This window comes from Nocardia sp. NPDC059177 (genome assembly GCF_042755165.1).
Lineage (GTDB): Bacteria > Actinomycetota > Actinomycetes > Mycobacteriales > Mycobacteriaceae > Nocardia.
On sequence record NZ_JBHZBX010000001.1, the window covers coordinates 21,669 to 41,259 of the forward strand.

General features: G+C 69.6%; 19 protein-coding genes. 4 read left to right on the top strand and 15 right to left on the bottom strand.

Going from position 1 to position 19,591, the window contains the following annotated elements; all coding sequences use genetic code 11:
* Positions 1-51: 51 nt before the first annotated feature.
* Together ACFXK0_RS00125 and ACFXK0_RS00130 are read right to left on the bottom strand one after the other, a co-directional pair.
* On the bottom strand, positions 52-1,665 hold the full coding sequence (locus ACFXK0_RS00125; protein WP_379407391.1) for an AMP-binding protein: 1,614 nt from the start codon (positions 1,663-1,665) through the stop codon (positions 52-54).
* Complete coding sequence (locus tag ACFXK0_RS00130; RefSeq protein WP_379407392.1) at positions 1,665-3,278, bottom strand: AMP-binding protein; 1,614 nt, start codon at positions 3,276-3,278, stop codon at positions 1,665-1,667. The genes ACFXK0_RS00125 and ACFXK0_RS00130 overlap by 1 nt, the downstream gene beginning before the upstream one ends.
* 95 nt (positions 3,279-3,373) lie before the next feature.
* On the opposite strand from ACFXK0_RS00130, the gene ACFXK0_RS00135 reads away from it, so the two are divergent.
* Positions 3,374-4,222: a LuxR C-terminal-related transcriptional regulator gene (locus ACFXK0_RS00135; protein WP_379407394.1), complete on the top strand. Its 849-nt coding sequence runs from the start codon at positions 3,374-3,376 to the stop codon at positions 4,220-4,222.
* Between the two features lie 380 nt (positions 4,223-4,602).
* Positions 4,603-4,971: a VOC family protein gene (locus ACFXK0_RS00140; protein ID WP_379407395.1), complete on the top strand. Its 369-nt coding sequence runs from the start codon at positions 4,603-4,605 to the stop codon at positions 4,969-4,971.
* A 9-nt stretch (positions 4,972-4,980) separates the two neighbouring features.
* Here ACFXK0_RS00140 and trmD read toward each other — a convergent pair whose 3' ends face one another.
* The 7 genes from trmD to ACFXK0_RS00175 form a co-directional block, all read right to left on the bottom strand.
* Entirely contained in the window at positions 4,981-5,661 is a 681-nt protein-coding gene (gene trmD / locus ACFXK0_RS00145; RefSeq protein WP_379407397.1) for a tRNA (guanosine(37)-N1)-methyltransferase TrmD, read from the bottom strand.
* Between the two features lie 3 nt (positions 5,662-5,664).
* Positions 5,665-6,189: a ribosome maturation factor RimM gene (gene rimM / locus ACFXK0_RS00150; protein ID WP_379407398.1), complete on the bottom strand. Its 525-nt coding sequence runs from the start codon at positions 6,187-6,189 to the stop codon at positions 5,665-5,667.
* Positions 6,190-6,432 carry an RNA-binding protein gene (locus ACFXK0_RS00155; protein WP_019048210.1) on the bottom strand — a complete coding sequence of 81 codons (243 nt, stop codon included), beginning with the start codon at positions 6,430-6,432 and terminating at the stop codon, positions 6,190-6,192.
* Complete coding sequence (gene rpsP, locus ACFXK0_RS00160) at positions 6,432-6,869, bottom strand: 30S ribosomal protein S16 (RefSeq protein ID WP_189024398.1); 438 nt, start codon at positions 6,867-6,869, stop codon at positions 6,432-6,434. Before rpsP ends, ACFXK0_RS00155 begins: the two co-directional genes overlap by 1 nt.
* A gap of 193 nt (positions 6,870-7,062) precedes the next feature.
* On the bottom strand, positions 7,063-7,641 hold the full coding sequence (locus ACFXK0_RS00165) for a Uma2 family endonuclease (protein ID WP_379407400.1): 579 nt from the start codon (positions 7,639-7,641) through the stop codon (positions 7,063-7,065).
* A 140-nt stretch (positions 7,642-7,781) separates the two neighbouring features.
* Entirely contained in the window at positions 7,782-8,876 is a 1,095-nt protein-coding gene (locus tag ACFXK0_RS00170; protein ID WP_379407401.1) for an amidohydrolase family protein, read from the bottom strand.
* A gap of 235 nt (positions 8,877-9,111) precedes the next feature.
* Positions 9,112-9,924 (bottom strand): nuclear transport factor 2 family protein, encoded by an 813-nt coding sequence (locus ACFXK0_RS00175; RefSeq protein WP_379407403.1) that lies wholly within the window; start codon positions 9,922-9,924, stop codon positions 9,112-9,114.
* Between the two features lie 113 nt (positions 9,925-10,037).
* On the opposite strand from ACFXK0_RS00175, the gene ACFXK0_RS00180 reads away from it, so the two are divergent.
* Positions 10,038-10,829: a 3-oxo-5-alpha-steroid 4-dehydrogenase gene (locus ACFXK0_RS00180; protein WP_379407404.1), complete on the top strand. Its 792-nt coding sequence runs from the start codon at positions 10,038-10,040 to the stop codon at positions 10,827-10,829.
* Positions 10,830-10,879: 50 nt separating this feature from the next.
* Here ACFXK0_RS00180 and ffh read toward each other — a convergent pair whose 3' ends face one another.
* The 6 genes from ffh to ftsY all read right to left on the bottom strand — a co-directional run bounded on the left by ffh (position 10,880) and on the right by ftsY (position 19,046).
* A complete protein-coding gene (gene ffh, locus ACFXK0_RS00185) occupies positions 10,880-12,442 on the bottom strand; it encodes a signal recognition particle protein (RefSeq protein ID WP_379407405.1) in 1,563 nt (520 codons plus the stop codon).
* 55 nt (positions 12,443-12,497) lie between these two features.
* Entirely contained in the window at positions 12,498-12,812 is a 315-nt protein-coding gene (locus tag ACFXK0_RS00190; protein WP_379407407.1) for a hypothetical protein, read from the bottom strand.
* Between the two features lie 135 nt (positions 12,813-12,947).
* Positions 12,948-15,395 carry a [protein-PII] uridylyltransferase gene (locus tag ACFXK0_RS00195; protein ID WP_379407408.1) on the bottom strand — a complete coding sequence of 816 codons (2,448 nt, stop codon included), beginning with the start codon at positions 15,393-15,395 and terminating at the stop codon, positions 12,948-12,950.
* A gap of 79 nt (positions 15,396-15,474) precedes the next feature.
* Positions 15,475-15,813 carry a P-II family nitrogen regulator gene (locus ACFXK0_RS00200; protein WP_110036141.1) on the bottom strand — a complete coding sequence of 113 codons (339 nt, stop codon included), beginning with the start codon at positions 15,811-15,813 and terminating at the stop codon, positions 15,475-15,477.
* 5 nt (positions 15,814-15,818) lie between these two features.
* Positions 15,819-17,165: an ammonium transporter gene (locus ACFXK0_RS00205; protein ID WP_379407410.1), complete on the bottom strand. Its 1,347-nt coding sequence runs from the start codon at positions 17,163-17,165 to the stop codon at positions 15,819-15,821.
* 300 nt (positions 17,166-17,465) lie between these two features.
* Positions 17,466-19,046 (bottom strand): signal recognition particle-docking protein FtsY, encoded by a 1,581-nt coding sequence (gene ftsY / locus ACFXK0_RS00210; RefSeq protein WP_379407411.1) that lies wholly within the window; start codon positions 19,044-19,046, stop codon positions 17,466-17,468.
* A gap of 155 nt (positions 19,047-19,201) precedes the next feature.
* On the opposite strand from ftsY, the gene ACFXK0_RS00215 reads away from it, so the two are divergent.
* A complete protein-coding gene (locus tag ACFXK0_RS00215) occupies positions 19,202-19,591 on the top strand; it encodes a DUF2237 family protein (protein WP_379407412.1) in 390 nt (129 codons plus the stop codon).

A 19,591-nucleotide genomic window follows, 5' to 3' on the forward strand; every position in this document is an offset into this window, starting at 1 on the left:
ACCCCGACACCTGGCGGACTCCCAGGTCAGCGGACCGTCGCGAGCTCCGGATCAGCCGAGCAGATCCCTGGCCAGTTCGCGCATCTCGGCTTTGCGGATCTTCCCGGTGACCGTCATCGGGAACTCCTCGACCACGTGGACGTAGCGCGGGATCTTGTAGTGCGCCAGGCGTCCGGTGCAGTAGTCGCGCAGTGCGGCGGCGTCCAGGGGTGCGGCGCCGTCGCGCAGGCGCAGCCAGACCATGAGTTCCTCACCGTATTTCGCGTCGGGCACCCCGATGACCTGGGCATCGACGATATCGGGGTGGGTGTAGAGGAACTCCTCGATCTCGCGTGGATAGATGTTCTCGCCGCCACGGATCACCATGTCCTTGATCCGGCCGGTGACCGCGATGTAGCCCTCGTCGTCCATCACGCCGATGTCGCCGGTGTGCATCCAGCGGGCGGCGTCGATGGCCTCGGCGGTCTTGTCGGGCTGGTCCCAGTAGCCGAGCATCACCGAATAGCCCCGGGTGCACAGTTCGCCCGGTTCGCCGCGTGGCAGGGTGCGGCCGGTGGCCGGGTCGATCACCTTGACCTCCAGATGCGGTCCCACCCGGCCGACGGTGGCGGTGCGGCGGTCGATGCTGTCGTCACGGCGGGTCTGGGTGGACACCGGCGAGGTCTCGGTCATGCCGTAACAGATGGAGACCTCGGTCATCCCCATCCGGTCGATGACCCGTTTCATCACCTCGACCGGGCACGGCGAGCCCGCCATGATGCCGGTACGCAGGGTCGACAGATCCGGTGTCGCACCGGCGTCGAGTTCGGCCAGCATGGCGATGAACATGGTCGGTACGCCGTAGAGCGAGGTGCACTGCTGGGCGGCGACGGCGGCCAGCGTCGCGGCGGGGTCGAACGACGGCGCCGGGATCACCACCGCCGCACCGTGCGAGGTGGCCGCGAGATTGCCCATGACCATGCCGAAGCAGTGATAGAAGGGGACGCCGAGGCAGATCCGGTCGGCCGCGGTGTAGCCGCACAGTTCGCCGACGAAGTAGCCGTTGTTGAGGATGTTGTGGTGGCTCAGCGTCGCGCCCTTGGGGAAACCCGTGGTGCCCGAGGTGTATTGGATGTTGATCGGGTCGTCGGCCGACAGCGTCGCGGCGATGGCGGCGAGCCGGTCCGCATCGGGGGCGGTGCCCGCGATCTGCTGCCACGGCGGCGTGCCGAGGATCAGGACCTGTTCCAGCGCCGGGCAATTCGGCCGGACCTGCACGATCATCGACACATAGTCCGAGGTCTTGAACTCCGGTGCGGCGATCAGCAGCCGCACCCCGGCCTGGCCGAGAACGTATTCGAGTTCGCTGGTGCGATAGGCCGGGTTGATATTGACCAGCACCGCGCCGATCTTGGCGGTGGCGTACTGCACGAGAAACCATTCCGCGCAGTTGGGCGCCCAGATGCCGACCCGGTCACCCGCGACGATGCCCTGGGCGGCCAGTGCGGTGGCGAGCGCGTCCACCGCGACGCCCAGCTCCCGGTAGGTCCAGCGGCGGCCGGTCGGCTGGTCGACGAGCGCGTCGCGGTCGGGGTGGGCCGCGACGGTGCGATCGAGGTTCGCGCCGATGGTTTCGCCGAGCAGCGGGGTGTCGGCCAGGCCGCAGGCATAGCTGAGTTCGGTCATCACCGGGTCTCCTTGCCGCGCAGCAGGAATCGCTGCACCTTACCGCTGGGTGTCTTGGGCAGGCTGTCCACGAAATGCACCCGGCGCGGATAGGCGTGGGCGGCGAACTCGTCCTTGACCAGTCGCTGGAGTTCGGCGGCCAGTTCGTCGCTGCCCGCGCTGCCGGGACGCAGGACGACGAAGGCCTCGATCACCTCGCCGCGCAGTTCGTCGGGCATGCCGACCACGGCGGCCTCGGCGACCTGCTCGTGCAGTACCAGCACGCTCTCCACCTCGAACGGGCCGATCCGGTAGCCGGCCATGATGATCACGTCGTCGTCGCGGGAGCTGAAACGGAAGAAGCCGTCGGCGTCGCGGGCGCCGACGTCACCGGTGAGGTACCAGCGGCCGTCGGCGGTGAAACGGTTCGCGGTGCGCTCCGGGTCGTCGAGGTAGCCGAGGAACCACAGCAGCGGGCTGTGGTCGGTGGAGATGGCGACCCGGCCGATCTCACCGGGTGCCGCCTCGATGTCGGCGTCGTCGGTGAGGACCGCGCACGACCAGCCGGGCAGCTGCCTGCCCATCGACCCGGCCGGCGCGGGGACGTCGAGCTCGGGGTGCCAGGCGTGGCAGACGACCATGCCGTGCTCGGTCTGGCCGTAGTGGTCGCGCACGGCGACCCCGAGCGCGCGCTGCGACCAGCTGACGACGTCCGGGGTGAGCGGCTCCCCTGCCGAGGAGGCCCGCCGCAGCGCGAAGTCCGCGTCGAAGGCGCCGTCGTCGGCGCGCAGCGCGCGGTAGACCGTGGGGGCCGCGGCGAAATTGGTGACACCGAAGCGTTGCAGCACCGCGCGGGTGAGCGGCGCGGAGAATCCGGCGTGCAGCAGCAGGCTGCGCACACCGGTGGCCAGCGGTGCCAGGATCGCGTAGTAGAGGCCGTAGGCCCAGCCCGGGTCGGCGGCGTTCCAGTAGACGTCACCGGGCCGTACGTCGAGGGCGAACTCCTGGTAGGCGTGGAAGGAGGCCAGCGCGCGCACCGGGATCGGCACGCCCTTGGGGGTGCCGGTGGTGCCGCTGGTGAACAGCTGGACCAGCAGCCCGTCGCCGCCGACCACGGCCGCCTCGGCGCGCGGATCGTCGGCGGTGTGCGCGGCGAGCAGTTCGTCCCAGGCCAGCGTGCCGGGCAGCGCGGCGCCACCCACGATGATCGTGTGCCGGTCGGATTCGCCCAGCTTGGCCGCCTGATCGGCATCGGCGACGACGACCTTCGCGCGACTGGCGTCGAGCCGGAAGTCGATCGCGGGCGCGGCGAAGGCGGTGAACAGCGGCACATGCACCGCGCCGCGGCGCCAGATCCCGAGCAGCGCGACGACGAGATCGGCCGACTTGGCCATCAGCGTGGCCACCCGGTCGCCGGGTTCGACGCCGAGCTCGGCCAGCGCGGCGGCGAAGCGCCGCGAACGCTCCCGCAGCTCGCCGTAGGTCAGATCGTGGGCGCTCAGATCGGCCTCGACGACGGTGCAGGCGACGCGATCGGCGGGGTGCCGGTCGCACAGCAGCTCGGCCGCGCAGGCCGACGGTCCATCGTAGTGGTCGAGCAGGGTGCCCACCCGCGCGTCCAGGTCGGTACTCATCGCAGTTCTCCTCAACGCCTGGGCCGGTCCGCCAGGTCTGTCCTAGAATGTGGCACAGCTCACGTACCCCACTACCCCCGAAAAGGGGTGACCCGATGACGGCCACATCCCTGCTGCGCCCACGCGACGGTGACGCCCTGCGCGCCGAGATCCGCTGGGTCGCGCGCCGGGCCGGTGTGCCCGTGGTGTTCGGCGGCGCGGTGGACGAGGACACCCTGCTGCTCACCGAGTTCGTCGGGACGGTGACCACCGGCATGCGGGGCCTGTCGGTGCTGCGCACCTCCGGGCTCGGCGGCCAGGCGATGGAGTACGGCAGGCCGACGGCGGTCGCGGACTATCGGGGCGCGTCCACGATCACGCACCACTACGACGCCCCGGTGGTGGGCGAGGGGCTGCGGTCGGTGATGGCGGTGCCGATCGTGGTCGGCGACCGGTCCAGGGCGGTGCTGTACGCGGCCAGCCGGGGCGTCGGTCCGCTCGGTGACCGCGCCGCCGAGGTGCTCATGCAGGCGGGCAGGCGGCTGGCGCACGAGATCGCGGTGCGCGACGAGGTCGACCGGCGGGTCCGGCTGCTCGAGCTCGCGACCCCGCCTGCTGCCGCCCCGGCGGTGACCGAGGAACTGCGTGAGATCCACGCCGAGCTGCGTGCACTGTCGGCCGCGGTCGGTGACGCCGCGCTGCGCGATCGGTTGTCGGGGGTGTGTAATCGGTTGACCGGAGTGCTGACCGGCGAGCCGCCGGGTCCGGTACCGCGCCTGTCGCGCCGCGAACTCGATGTGCTCGCCCAGATCGCGCTCGGGTGCACCAATCAGGAAGCGGCGCTGCGGCTGTCGCTCGGCGCGGAAACGGTCAAGAGTTACCTGCGCCAGGCGATGACCAAGCTCGACGCGCGCACCCGGCACGAGGCGGTCGCGGTCGCACGCCGCCACGGTCTGCTCCCCTGAATCCCGCCTCGCGGGTGTGGAATTTGTCACTCGCGAAGCCGCCGGCACCGGCCGCCGACATCGTTGCCTCGCCTCACGATCGAGCACGCGAGGGGATCGCGGTGCCACCGCACCGGACTCCGGGCGCACCGGGCTACCCTGCGCGGATCATCGAATCATCAAGGGATACAGTGCTTGTCCTGCGCGCATCGGCCGACCGCGCGAAAATCCCGCGCGTACGGGCACACCGGCCACCGGCCGGCAACGCGGCCCGAGCCTTTCCGGATGGAACAAGCAATCCACAGCTTGGACGATCGCACAACGAATGACCCTCGTGGATACCCAAATGTCTTTAGGGCAAAACAAACTCGGGCAGGTTTCCGACCGGTAGCGTCCATCCGATGACGGAGCCCTTTCAGCTGGCCGGCCTCTCGCTGGACTGTGACGACCCCGAGTCCCTCGCCCGCTTCTATCTCGGGCTGCTCGGTGGCCGGGTGCTGTGGAACGACGCGCACAGCGTCGGAATCCGGATCCCGTCGGGCCTGACGGTCGCCGCCCAGCACGTCGCGGACTACAGCCCGCCGCAGTGGCCCGGCACCGCCGCGGTGCACCTGGATCTCGCCGCCGACGCCGATCTGGACCTGTGCGAACAGCACGCCCTGGCGATCGGCGCGAAACCCGCACCAGTGCAACCGGATCCACGCTGGCGGGTGCTGCTAGATCCCGCCGGGCACCCGTTCTGCATCACCACCCGGGTGGTCCCGAACTGAGTCGCGCGGCTATTCGGGCAGGAGGTCGGGCCTGCGTTCACGGGTCCGCTCCAGCGACTGCTCGTGCCGCCAGGCGGCCACCTTCGCGTGGTCACCCGAGAGCAGGATCGGCGGCACGTCCAGACCGCGCCAGGACACCGGACGGGTGTAGCTGGGGCCTTCGAGCAGGCCGTCGGAGAACGAATCCTCCTGGTGGGACTGCTGATTGCCGAGCACACCGGGGATGAGACGGACGACAGCCTCGGTCATCACCAGCACCGCGGCCTCGCCGCCGATGAGCACGTAGTCACCGATGCTCACCTCTTCCACCCGCACCCGGCGGGCGGCATCGTCGAAGACCCGCTGATCGATGCCCTCGTAGCGGCCGCAGGCGAACACGAGGTGCCGCTCGGTGGACCAGCGCTGCGCGGTGGCCTGGGTGAAGGGCACACCGGCCGGCGTGGGGACGACGAGCAGGGCGTCGTCGGGGCACACCTCATCGAGCGCGGCACCCCAGACAGTGGGCTTCATGACCATGCCCGGCCCGCCACCGTAGGGCGAATCGTCGACGGACTTGTGCACGTCGTGGGTCCAGCGGCGCAGATCGTGCACACCCACCGAGATCAGGCCCTTGTCGACGGCCTTGCCGAGCAGCGCGGTCCGCAGCGGCTCGAGGTACTCCGGGAAGATCGTGACGACGTCGAGTTGCACGAATTACTCCGGATCGAGCAGGCCCTCGGGCGGCGTGATGACCACCAGACCATCGGCGATCGACACGGTCGGCACGATGGCGGTGACAAAGGGAACGAGAATTTCGCGGCCGTCCTCGGCGGCACGCACCGACAGCAGCTCGCCGGCGGCCGAATGCAGCACCTCGGTGACCGTGCCGACGACGGTGCCGTCGGTGAGCTCGACGCGCAGGCCTTCGAGCTCGTGGTCGTAGAAGGCGTCCTCGTCGTCGGACGGCGGCAGGGACTCGCTGTCGACGACGAACAGCATGCCGCGCAGTGCGTCGGCGGCGGTGCGGTCGTCGATGCCGTCGACGAACACCAGAAGCCGGCCCGAGTGCTCTCGGGCCGACTTCACGGTGTAGTCACGGGTCGCCGCGGATTTCGGCATCCTGCCGTGCAGGGTGGCACCGGGGGCGAACCGGAGTTCCGGCTCGTCGGTGCGCACCTCGACGACGAGTTCGCCGCGCACGCCGTGCGACTTGGCGACCCGACCTACGACGAGTTCCATCTAGGCGTCGGTGTCGACCACGTCGACCCGGATCCCACGGCCGCCGATACCGGCGACCAGGGTGCGCAGCGCGGTCGCGGTGCGACCACCGCGCCCGATCACCTTGCCCAGGTCCTCAGGATGGACGTGCACCTCGACGGTGCGTCCGCGGCGGCCGGTGATCAGCTCGACGCGGACATCGTCGGGGTTGGCGACGATGCCGCGAACCAGATGTTCGACGGCATCGGCAACAACAGCAGTCATTACTCGGCAGCCTCGGTGGCGGCTTCCTCAGCGGCAGCCTCGTCCTTCTTGGCGGCCTTCTTCTTGGGGGTGACGGCCTCGGCGACGGGCTCGTTGTCGGCGGCGGCCAGCGCGGCGTTGAACAGGTCCAGCTTGGACGGCTTGGCGGCCTTCACCTTGAGGGTGCCCTCGGTGCCCGGCAGGCCCTTGAACTTCTGCCAGTCGCCGGTGATCTCCAGCAGACGCTGCACGGACTCGGTCGGCTGCGCGCCGACGGACAGCCAGTACGCCACACGATCGGCATCGATCTCGATCAGCGAGGGCTCTTCCTTCGGGTGGTACTTGCCGATGGCCTCGATGGCGCGGCCGTCACGACGGGTGCGGGCGTCGGCAACCACGACGCGGTACTGCGGGTTGCGGATCTTGCCCAGGCGGGTGAGCTTGATGCGAACAGCCATGCTGATCTGCCTCTTTCAGTAGTTGGTCACCACGCGATTCAGCGACCCGCACGGTCTGCGGGTCCGGTTTCGCGCATGGAGTGCGTGACCGCCGCGCGGTACGGAACCGGAGACGGGCTGACACTGTCCAGCAAGGACGGTTGACCATTGTGCCAGACCGCCGCCTTCTCCCCGAAATCGCCTCCGTGCTGGTTCAGCGCAACTGCGAGGTATCGATGACAACCGGCACCGGACCGGGCGCCTTCACCGTTTCCCCGCTGTCGGCGAAGACCTCTTGCCGGTAGCCGGTCTCGCCCAGCGCGTAGCCCCAGAATCGAACGGGTTTCCCCATCGGCAACTCTACGATCCAGAGATTCTGAATCCTGGCCGACGCGTAGGCCGCGACCTTGGTGTCCCGCTCTTCACGTGAGTTGCCGGGCGACCAGACCTCGACGGCGAGCAGAACGTCCTCGGCGGCGAAGTTCACATGGCTGATCCCGCCGGACACCACCGAGATGTCGGGGATCACACCGGTGCGCAGCGGCGTGCTGATACGAACTCCGACGGCAGGAAGAACGTGGAGGTCGAGCCGTTCGGCGGCCCGCAGCGCGTCCCGCAATATCACGGCCAATTCGAATGACGCGTACTGATGCGAACCACCGGGCGGCGGCGTCATGTGCAGGTACCCCCAGATGAGTTCGAGTCGCGATCCATCGTCCGGCTGCTCTTCGGCGAGCCAGTCTTCCACAGTCTTCGGGCCCAACGGGTGGATCATCGAAACCTCGGCGCTCATGGTCATCTCCGCCGATCTCCCCTGTTCGTACCGACAAATGGACAACTCGGACCGGCTTCGTATTCATGGTCGACTCTACTAGGTAGAGCTGATCGGGCCCGGTAGAACGCTCAGCCGCGCAGAGGTCGACACCTACGTTCTCAGCGATGACCGGTGACGGGGTTCGGGGTTTTGACGACGAGGCCGCGCAGGACGACCCATTGAGGGTCGGTCAAGGACTGCGGGTGGGCGCGAGGGTCCTCGGTGTAGATGACGAAGTCGGCGGGGGCGCCTTCTTCGATGCTGGGGCGGCCGAGCCAGGTGCGGGCGTTCCAGGAGGCGGCGCCGAGGGCGTCGTGGGGAGACAGGCCGGCGCCGGTCAGGGCGGTGATCTCGTCGGCGATGCGGCCGTGGCGGATGGAACCGCCCGCGTCGGTGCCCGCGTAGATCGGGATGCCTGCCTCGTGGGCGCGGCCTACCGTGTCGCGGACGCGGCGGTGCAGGTCGCGCATGTGGGCGGCGTAGACGGGGAACTTGGTGGCGCTGTCGGCGATGCCGGGGAAGGTGTCGATATTGATCAGGGTGGGGACCAGGGCGGTGCCGTGGGCGAGCATCATCTCGATGGTGTCGTCGGTGATGCCGGTGCCGTGTTCGAGGCAGTCGATACCGGCATTGATCAGGCCGGGCAGCGCGTCCTCGCCGAAGACATGGGCGGTGACGCGGGCGCCGTTGGCGTGGGCGGCGTCGATGGCCTGCTTCAGGATGTCGTCGCTCCACAGCGGGCGCAGGTCGCCGACCGAGCGGTCGATCCAGTCGCCGACGATCTTGACCCAGCCGTCGCCGAAGCGGGCCTGCTCGGCGACGATCTCGGGCAGGTCGCGTTCGTCGTCGAGTTCGATGCCCAGTTCGCGGATGTAGCGCTTGGGGCGGGCGATGTGGCGGCCCGCGCGGATGATGCGCGGGAGTTCGGCGTGTTCGTCGATGTAGTGGGTGTCGATGGGTGAGCCGGCGTCGCGCAGCAGCAGCGCGCCCGCGTCACGTTCGGTCGCGGCCTGTTCGATCGCGCCCTCGCGCGTTTCGTCCCCGCCGCCGTAGCGGATGCCGACGTGGCAGTGCGCGTCGACCAGGCCGGGCACGATCCAGCCTGCGCCGCACAGGGTTTCGGCGCCGCGCACCGGCTCGAAGGTGACGGTGCCGTCGACGACCCACAGGTCGCGCTGCTCGTCACCGGGCAGAACCACACCACGCAGATGCACACGAACCTCCAGGGTCGGCCTCGGACCCAAACTACCGCCCCCGATCCTCGAACGCACCCACGTGCGGAGGCCGGGACCGGGACTTGGCACGAACCTCCGACGCCCCACGCACCGGAGCCGGGGCCGATCGGACCATCGCGCGCACAGCTCACTTCGCCGGACCCCGACCCCGGATGGGACGTCGCGCACACACTCACTTCGCCGGAGCCGGAACCCCGGATGAGTCGTCGCGCAATCAGTCGTCGACGGTGTCGAGGAAGACGGTGACCGCGGCGATCCGCGCGGACCCCGGCGCGAAGTCCACGAACGCGACGCCGTGCGCGTCCCCGATCCGCACGCTCGCGCTGACCGTGCGCCCGGCGGCGATCATCTTGGACCACTGGATCTCTCGCGCCCGCTCGGCGAACTCCCCGACCGTGACCTGGGTGCCCGCGGGCAGCTGGATCTCGGTGCGCGCGTCGAGCAGCGCGTGCACCCGGGCGGTGTCGCCCGCGGCCACCGCGGTGAACAACCGGCGGACCAGGCGTTTGCCGTGCCCGCCGACGCCGCGCAGCGCGCGCATCATGCCTACCGCACCACCGATGCCCAGCTCACCGACCAGCTGCGGCCCGAGCTTGGCTCCGGCGAGCACGCCCGAGGTCCCGGTGCCGAGCAGGCGCGCGACCATCACCGCCAGTTCCCAGTGCGCGGCCAGGCGGGAGATGCGCCAGCCGTCGGCCGTCTCGACGAGGTCGTAACGCAGGTGCATGGGCACGACGACGGTGGCGCCGGTCGACATGGTCGTCGCGATATGCAGGTCGCGCACCACCGAATGCCCGGCGACCAGATCGCGATCGACCCGGAAGACGATGCCGTTGGGGGCGATGAACGTGTTATAGAACCGCGAGATGGCCTCGGTCCCGACATGCGGCCGCGAACCGACCGGATCGTTGACCGCGGCATCCGCGGTGAACAGTCCCACCCAGGCGGCTTTGTCGTGCGCGCCGACCGCCCGTGGCGAGGCGTGCACCGCCGCCAGCAGGTCCTCGGATGTCCGATCCAGCGGCATGTTTCCCGTCCTCAACCTCGTCGTGTACTCGCGCGATCCATGATAGAACGTGTTCTAGTTTTTGTGTCGGCGATCGTGCACACGCGCCTCGCCCTGTTCGACGGAGAGTCTCGATGGATTGGTACACCGGGAACACCACCTACGACACCGTGCTGACCATCGGCTTCGCCTTCGCCGCCTTCGTGATGATCGGCGGGCTGTTCGCCCAGAGTCCGTACGGGCGCTTCACCTCCACCAAGGTGGGGCTCAACCTCAATCCGAAACTGGGTTGGTGGCTGATGGAGCTACCGGCCACCGTGGTGTTCGCGGTGTTCTTCCTGAGCGGCCCCGACCCGTTCTCCCCGACGCCGCTGGTACTCGCCGCGATCTGGGTGCTGCACTACGCCAACCGGGGCTGGTTCTTCCCGCTCTCGATCCGGCAGGTGCCGGGCAAGACCAGCAGTTTCAATATCGGTGTCGTCGCGGCCGGGGTGTTCGTCACCGCGCTGCACGGCTACCTCAACGGCGCGCTGTTCAGCCACGACTACCTCGACCAGTACAGCACCGCGTGGCTCACCGACCCGCGCTTCCTGATCGGCCTGGTGGTGTACCTGTGCGGCTTCGCGCTGCTGGTGCGCTCGGAGGCGATCGTGCGCAACCTGCGCGACAAGGACAACCCCGGCGCCACCGAATACCGCATCCCCCACGGCGGCGGCTTCCGTTTCGTCAGCAGCCCCGCCTACCTCGGCGAACTCATCGCCTGGACCGGCTTCGCCCTGCTGACCTGGTCACTGGCCGGCGTGGTGATCCTGCTGATCACCGCGGGCAACCTGGTCCCCCGCGCCTTCGCCACCCACCGCTGGTACCAGGAGAAATTCGCCGACTACCCCACTACCCGCAAAGCATTGATCCCCGGCGTCATCTGAGATCGACACAGCGCGGCCGGTGATCCGTTTCGGATCACCGGCCGTTCTCCCTAATTCTTGGGGAACTTCAGCTGGGACAGGTCGATGCCGTCCAGGCCGGGCGGCAGCTGATCGAGACCCGGCGGCATCTGCGACAGGTCCATACCCGGCGGCAGACCGGGCATCCCGGCGGGCATGCCGGGGAAACCGCCGCGCATCTTCGGCGGGGTCGGGCCGCGGCCGCCCTTCTTGCCCTTCTTGCCCTTCTTGTTGTTGCCGCGGCGCGCACCGGGCAGGCCCATCTGACGGCCCATCATGGCCATCATCTTCTTGGCCTCGAAGAAGCGGTCGACGAGCTGGTTGACCTCGGAGACCTGCACGCCCGAGCCGTTGGCGATGCGCAGCCGGCGGGAGGCGTTGATGATCTTCGGGTTGTCGCGCTCGGCGGGGGTCATGCCGCGGATGATGGCCTGCACGCGGTCGAGCTGCTTGTCGTCGACGGCGGCGAGCGCGTCCTTCATCTGGCCCGCACCGGGCAGCATGCCGAGCAGGTTGCCGATCGGGCCCATCTTGCGGATGGCCAGCATCTGGTCGAGGAAGTCCTCGAGGGTGAGTTCGCCGCTGCCGATCTTGCGGGCGGTCTCCTCGGCCTGCTGCGCGTCGTAGACCTGTTCGGCCTGCTCGATGAGGGTGAGCACATCGCCCATGCCGAGGATGCGCGAGGCCATCCGGTCGGGATGGAAGACGTCGAAGTCCTCGAGCTTCTCACCGGTGGAGGCGAACATGATCGGCGCGCCGGTGACATTGCGCACCGACAGCGCGGCACCACCGCGGGCGTCACCGTCGAGCTTGGTGAGCACGACACCGGTGAAGCCGACGCCGTCGCGGAAGGCTTCGGCGGTGCTGACCGCGTCCTGGCCGATCATGGCGTCGAGCACGAACAGCGTCTCGTCGGGCCGTACGGCGTCGCGGATGCCCGCGGCCTGGTTCATCAGCTCGGCGTCGATGCCGAGGCGGCCCGCGGTGTCGACGATGACCACGTCGTACTGCTTGGCCTTGGCTTCCTCGATACCGGCCGAGGCGACCGCGACCGGATCGGCCGCGGAGATGCCGAGCGGGTTCTCGCCGCCGCCGACGGAGGTGCCGGGGTGCGGGGCGAACACGGGCACGCCCGCGCGCTCACCGACGACCTGCAGCTGGGTGACCGCGCCGGGACGCTGGAGGTCACAGGCCACCAGCAAGGGCTGATGCCCCTGACCCTTGAGCCACTTGGCGAGCTTGCCGGCCAGGGTCGTCTTACCGGCACCCTGCAGACCGGCCAGCATGATGACCGTCGGCGGGTTCTTGGCAAGGGTGAGCCTGCGGGTCTCGCCGCCGAGGATGCCGACGAGCTCCTCGTTGACGATCTTGACGACCTGCTGCGCCGGGTTGAGCGCGGCGGAGACCTCCGCGCCCTTGGCGCGTTCCTTGATGTTGGCGATGAAGCCGCGCACCACGGGCAGCGCGACGTCGGCCTCGAGGAGTGCGAGGCGGATCTCGCGCGCGGTGGCGTCGATGTCGGCCGGTGACAGCCGCCCCTTACCGCGCAGATCCTGCAGTGCACCGGTAAGCCGGTCGGACAGGGATTCGAACACCGATCGCGCTCCTGATCTGAAAGGGACGTGTATTGCCCTCCCAGGGTAATGGGTGTTATTCCCGGTGGCGCACGTGCGGGGGCGCGGTGCGGCGCAATTCGTGATTCTCGATGTTCACCAGGTACACCGCTTCGCGTCCGGTGAGGCCCAGTTCCCGCGAGAGGGCCTCGATCCGATCCCATTCGGAGTCGGGACTGTCGAGGTGATGGGCGGTGGTCGAGGCGATGGTCATCGCGGCGAGCGCCTGGGCGCCGGTGAGGGTGCGGCCCGGGAGCCAGGAAACCACCCACAGGTCACCGCCGACGCACCGCGCGATGTGCGCGGTCGCGTCGCTGGTCATCATCGATGCGGAAACGACTTCGATAGCCACGGATCTGCTCTCCCCTCGATCGAGTGACAGCCAGACCTCAGGAATGCTATAGGTCCCATCTCGACTTATCGGGCAGCGCGCGGCTTTCGCGGGCAACCTGATAGCAATCGGTGAGTAAACCGTGTCCTGACAGTGTCAGGCGCCGCCGTCGGCCGGCTCCGGCGGCGGTGGCGGGGCGGGGTGCGGAACCACGTCGAGAACGGCCTGCTCGATGCCGGCTCGTAGCTGCGGGCTGTCGCTGTCACCGAGGTCCAGGCAGAACGCGTCGACGACGGCCGAACCCATCGTGACCGCCTTGGCCCAGCGCACATCGGCGCCCACTGCGGCGAAGGCACCGGCCAGCCGCGACAGCAGGCCGACCCGGTCCTCGGCGCGCAACTCCAGGATCACCTGTCCCGGTGTGCTGGTCGCCGACCAGAGCACCCGCGGCTCGGCCAGCGCATAGCGGCCCGGTCCGGCGCCGACGGCCTCGGCCTCGCGCTCGGCCAGCGCCTCGGGCAGCTTCAGCGTGCCGTTGATGGCCTTGATCAGTTCCTGGCGCAGCAGACCCGCGTCGGGCGGGTTGCCGAATTTCGGGGTCACCACGAAGGTGTTGACCGCCGACTCGCCCGCCGCGCCCAGCGAGGCCGACAGCACGCGCAGCGAGTGCAGCGCGAGCACGCCCGCCGCGTCGGAGAGCAGGCCGGGCTCGTCGGGCGCGATCACCGTGACGAGGTAGGTGTGTTTGCCCTCGCCCGGCGCCAGGGTGACGTGCACGCCGCCGGCCCGCGCCCGCTCCAGCAGCTGGGCATCGATCGGCTCCGGTTGCGGCAGCGGCTCCCCCGCCATCGCCAGCTTGCAGCGGCGGACCAGCTCGCCGATCAGCGAGGCCTTCCAATCACCCCACACCCCGGGACCGGTCGCCATCGAATCGGCTTCGGCGAGCGCGTGCAGCAGCTCCAGCAGCCCGATGTCGCCGTCGAGCGCGTCGGCCACGCGCTGCACGGTGGCCGGGTCGTCGAGGTCACGGCGGGTCGCGGTGTCGGGCAGCAGCAGGTGGTAGCGCACGATCGCGCTGAGGGTACCCACATCCGAGGGCCACAGGCCGAGCCTGCGGCCGATGTGGACGGCGAGCTCGGCGCCGACGACGCTGTGGTCGCCCGCGCGGCCCTTGCCGATGTCGTGCAGCAGGGCGCCGAGGATGAGCAGGTCGGGCCGGGCGACACGGGTGCTCAGCCCACCCGCGTACGCGACGGTCTCCATCAGGTGCCGGTCCACCGTCCAGGTGTGCAGGACATCGCGCGGGGGCAGGTCACGGACCGCGCCCCACTCCGGAAAGAGCCTGCCCCACAAGCCCGTCCGGTCCAGCGCCTCGACCGCGTCGATGCCGGCGCGGCCCGAGCCGAGCAGCACGAGCAGGTCGTTGAGCGCGTCCTTGGGCCACGGCTCGCGCAGCTCGGGCGCGTCCTCGGAGAGCCGGTTGAGCGTGGTCGCCGACATCGGCAGACCGGTGCGCGCCGAGGCCGCGGCCACCCGCAGGATCAGGCCGGGATCGCGCTGCGGCCGTGCGTCCCTGGCCAGCACCACCTCGCCGGCGTGCTCGACCACCCCCTCATCGAGTGGTCGGCGCACCGGCATCCGGCGCAGCCTGGCCAGGCCGCGCCGCGGCAGCGCGTTGGCCGCGGTGCGCAGGCCGACGTCGCAGGAGTAGCTCACGGTGCGGGCGGAGTCACTGAGCGTGCGGGCCAGATCGAAACGGTCGCCGATGCGCAGGGCGGCGCCGATCTCGTCGGCGTCCTGGGCGCGCAGCTGATCGCGGGCCCGGCCCGCGACCCGGTGCAGTTCGGTGCGCACGTCGAGCAGCTTGCGGTGTGCCTGCTGCAGGCCGCCGCCGGGGACCTCGGGGCCCAGGCCGGGCATGGCGTCGGTGAGCTGGGCGATGGCCAGGGCGTCGAGCAGCTGGATATCGCGCAGGCCACCGCGGCCGTTCTTCAGGTCGGGTTCGGCGCGATGGGCGATCTCGCCGCTGCGCTGCCAGCGCGCGGTGGTCTGCGCGATCAGCTCGTCGAAGCGGGAGCGGATGCCGGTGCGCCATTCCCGGCGCACCCCGCCGATGAGCAGATTGCTGAGATCCTCGTCGCCGACGATGTGGCGGGCCTCGAGCAGGCCGAGCCCGGCGATCAGGTCGTCGGCGGCCACCCGCAGCGCCTGTGGCACCGTGCGCACGCTGTGGTCGAGCTTGATGTGGGCGTCCCAGAGCGGGTACCAGAGCTGATCGGCCACCTCGGCCACCACGGCCGGGTCGACGTCGTCGTGCAGCAGCACCAGATCCAGATCGGAGTAGGGCAGCATCTCCCGCCTGCCGAGGCCGCCGACCGCGACCAGGGCCAGTCCGCTGTCGGCGGTGATGCCCAGTTCGTTGCCCTTGCCGGTGAGCCAGAGCTCGAACAGGTCGACCAGTGCCGACCGCAACGATTCCGGGTCGAGGCGCGGATTGCGCGTTCCGGCGCCCTCGAGCAGCGCCGCCCTGGCCTTGACCAGGTCCGCCGCGCCGTTGTGCTGAATACCGCCGTTCTGTCGTGCCACAGCCCCACCGCCATTCATGCGCGCGGCCCCGCCCCGACCGGAGAACCGGTGGGAGCGGGGCCGCCGCTCGATCGTTTACTGGTGCTTCGCTACCGAATTACAGTGCGTCGCTTCCGCGTTCGCCGGTGCGGACGCGGATGATGGTGTCCACCGGGGTCACCCACACCTTGCCGTCACCGATCTTGCCGGTGCGCGAGGCCTCGACGATCACCTCGACGACCTTCTCCACCGACGCATCGTCGACGACGACCTCGACGCGAACCTTCGGGACGAAGTCCACCGAGTACTCCGCACCGCGGTAGACCTCGGTGTGGCCCTTCTGCCTGCCGTACCCCTGGACTTCGCTGACGGTCATGCCGAGCACGCCTGCTTGTTCCAGCCCGGTCTTCACATCCTCGAGCGTGAACGGTTTGACGATTGCCGTAACCAGTTTCATGTTCGTCATGCCTCCTTGACGAGCGAGCGTGCCGTGCCACCCACAGCAGCGAAATCGTAAGCGGTTTCCGCGTGCTCAGCCTCGTCCAGACCCGCCGACTCGGACTCATCGCTCGCGCGCAGGCCGATGGTGAACTTGATCGCGTAGGCGATCACGGCCGTCGCGACGAGCGAGTAGGCGAGGACGGCGAACGCCCCGACAGCCTGCAGCTTCAACTGCTCGACTCCACCACCGTAGAACAGACCGTCGACACCCGCGGGAGCTTCGGCCGTGGCGACCAGGCCGACCAGCAGGGTACCGATCAGACCACCGACGAGGTGCACACCGACGACGTCGAGCGAGTCGTCGAAGCCGAAGCGGAACTTCAGGCCGACGGCCAGGGCGCAGACCGCGCCGGAGACGATACCGACGACCAGCGCGCCGACCACGTTCACCGACGAACACGCCGGGGTGATGGCGACCAGACCGGCCACGATGCCCGATGCGGCGCCGAGGGAGGTCGGGTGACCGTCGCGGATCTTCTCCACGATCAGCCAGGCGATCATCGCGGCCGCGGTGGCGATGGTGGTGGTGAGGAAGGTGGCGCCGGCGATGCCGTTGGCACCCAGGGCCGAACCGGCGTTGAAGCCGTACCAGCCGAACCACAGCAGACCGGCGCCGAGCATCACGAACGGCAGGTTGTGCGGGCGGAACGGCGTCTTCGGCCAGCCCTTGCGCTTGCCGAGGATCAGGCACAGGACCAGACCGGCCGCACCGGCGTTGATGTGCACGGCGGTACCGCCGGCGAAGTCGATCGCCTTGAGGTTGTTGGCGATCCAGCCGCCGTTCTCACCGGTGTAACCGCTGAAGGCGAAGACCCAGTGCGCGACGGGGAAGTAGACGACCGTGGCCCAGATTCCGGCAAATACGAGCCACGAGCCGAACTTGAGGCGGTCGGCGACCGCGCCCGAGATGAGTGCGACGGTGATGATCGCGAACATGAGCTGGAACGCCACGAACACCGAGAGCGGGATCGTGCCGAACAGCGGGATCGCGGCGGGGGCCGCGGGGTCGGTGGTGGCGAGGTAGTCGCCGCCGAAGACGCCCTTCAGACCGAAGTACTGCAGGGGGTCACCGACCAGCTTGCCCTTGTCCTCGCCGAAGGCCATCGAGAAGCCGTAGAGACACCACAGCACGGTCACCAGACCCATAGCCGAGATGCTCATCATGATCATGTTCAGGACGTTCTTGCCACGGACCATACCGCCGTAGAAGAAGGCCAGGCCCGGCGTCATCAACAGCACGAGCGCGGCCGAAGCCAGCATCCATGCGGTGTCACCGGCACTGGGCTCGCCGATTACGGGAAATGCCACCTTGTATTCCTCCTCATCTCGGGCCCCGCCGAAGACGGCGAAAGGACCTGTACAGAAGGGTCGCCACTCGGTGTTTCATCCGTTGAGCTGTGGTGTTTCACCTGCGTGAACGGATGGCGCGGTTGTGTTGCTTCCAGGTTTCGTGGGGTTGGTCACCGGCAGGGAGCTCACGGTGAGCACGGTGCGGCTGTGCGATTCGCCACCGGTTCGCCGCGCCCGTCACCGGCCCTGTTCGCCCTGGATACAGCGCTGCCCGCCCGGTCGCGCGACCGGGCGGGCAGCGGGACGAACGCGGCGGAACTACGAGGTACCGCCGAGCAGCGCGTCGACGAAGGCGCCGGGCTCGAACGGCGCCAGATCGTCGGCCCCCTCGCCCAGCCCGACCAGCTTCACCGGCACGCCCAGCTCGTGCTGCACCTGGAAGACGATGCCGCCCTTGGCGGTGCCGTCCAGCTTGGTGAGCACCACGCCGGTGATATCGACGACGTCGGCGAAGACCCGCGCCTGCATGAGCCCGTTCTGGCCGACGGTCGAGTCGAGGACCAGCAGCACCTCGTCGACCTCGGCCTTCTTCTCCACCACGCGCTTGACCTTGCCCAGCTCGTCCATCAGGCCGGTCTTGGTGTGCAGGCGGCCCGCGGTGTCGATCAGCACCGCGTCGACGCCACGGTCGATGCCCGCGGTGACCGCGTCGAAGGCGACGGCGGCCGGGTCGGCGGCCTCCTTGCCGCGCACGGTCTCGGCGCCGACCCGTTCACCCCAGGTCTGCAGCTGATCGGCGGCGGCGGCGCGGAAGGTGTCGGCGGCGCCGAGCAGCACCCGGCGGCCGTCGGCGACGAGCACGCGGGCCAGCTTGCCGGTGGTGGTGGTCTTGCCGGTGCCGTTGACGCCGACGACCAGCAGGATCGCCGGGTGATCGGCGTGCGGCAGGGCGTGGATGGACCGATCCAGTTCGGGGCGCAGTGCCTCGATCAGCACGTCGCGCAGGGTGGCGCGGGCCTGCTCGGGGGTGCGCACGCTGCGGGTGGCCATCTCGGCGCGCAGCCGCTCGACGATCTTGGCGGTGCTCGCGGTGCCGATATCGGCCAGCACCAGGGTGTCCTCGACCTCCTCCCACGAATCCTCGTCGAGGTCGCCGCCGCCGAGCAGGCCGAGCAGACTCTTGCCGACCGCGTTCTGGGAGCGCGACAGGCGCCCGCGCAGGCGCTCGAGGCGGCCCGCGGTGGGGTCGATCTCCTCGATCGCGGTGGCGACGTCATCGGCCGGAGCCGTCGGTGCGGTGGCGGCGGGGGCGGCCTCGGCCGGCGCCGGGGTGGTCTCGGCGGGCGCGGTCTCGGTCGGGGCCGGGGTGGTCGGGGCTGTATCGGCGGGGGCAGTCTCGGTCGGCGCCGGCGCGGTCGGGGCGGTGTCGGCGGGCGCGGTGCCGGTCGGCGCGGTCTCGGTCGGCGCGGCCTCGGCGGGCGCGGTGTCGGCGGGCGCGGTGTCGGCGGAGGCCTGGGTGGTGTCGAGGCTGCTCAGGTCGTCGGGGACCACCACCGACTCGGCGGTCTGCACGTCGGCGTCGGGCAGCGGCACATCGGTGATGCCACGGCGCGGAGCGTCGCGGGGGACGGCGGCGTCGTCGCCGATGTGCGGCTGGCCCTCGTCGTCGGTGCGCTCACCGGCCGGTTCGGGCCGTGGCAGCGTCGTCGCCGTGCCGCCCTGGCTGAAATTGAACCCGCCTGCGGCGGTATAGCCGCCGGAGCGGTCGGTCAGCTCCTTGTCGGGCTCGGGTGGGGCCAAGGAGATCTGGCGCCGCTTGTACAGGACGAAACCCGCGACGAGCGCCACCAACAGCACGGCGGCGATCGCGGCGATCAGGATCCACGCTTGCGAACTCACCCGGCCGAGTCTATTCGGGCAGCACGTCGGGCCACGTCGGCGGCGTCGGCGCGGCGGGTCGAGGCCCGCTTTTCCGGCCGGTCGGCACGCCGCGGAAACACTACAGATTCGTTGTCCTGCGGAACTTCTGGCGCTCTCCCCATAGGATCGGCGACGTGACCGATCGAAACGTGCTTGGGGGGCCGCTGGAAGAGTGCGGCACCGATCCTCTCACGGGCTTCTACCGGGACGGGTGCTGCAGCACCGGTCCGGAGGATCTCGGCAGCCACACCGTGTGCACCGTCGCGACAGCGGAATTCTTGGAGCATCAGGCCTCTATCGGCAACGATTTGAGCACGCCGCGCCCGGAGAACAACTTCCCCGGCCTGCAGCCGGGCGACCGCTGGTGCGTGGTAGCCGTGCGATGGCTGCACGCCCACGAGGACGGTGTCGCCGCGCCGGTGGTGCTGGCCGCCACCCACGAGAACGCGCTGGAAGTGATCTCCATGGACATCCTGCGCAAATACGCCGTCGATGTCCCAGACGACGTAAGCGACCTCCTCTGA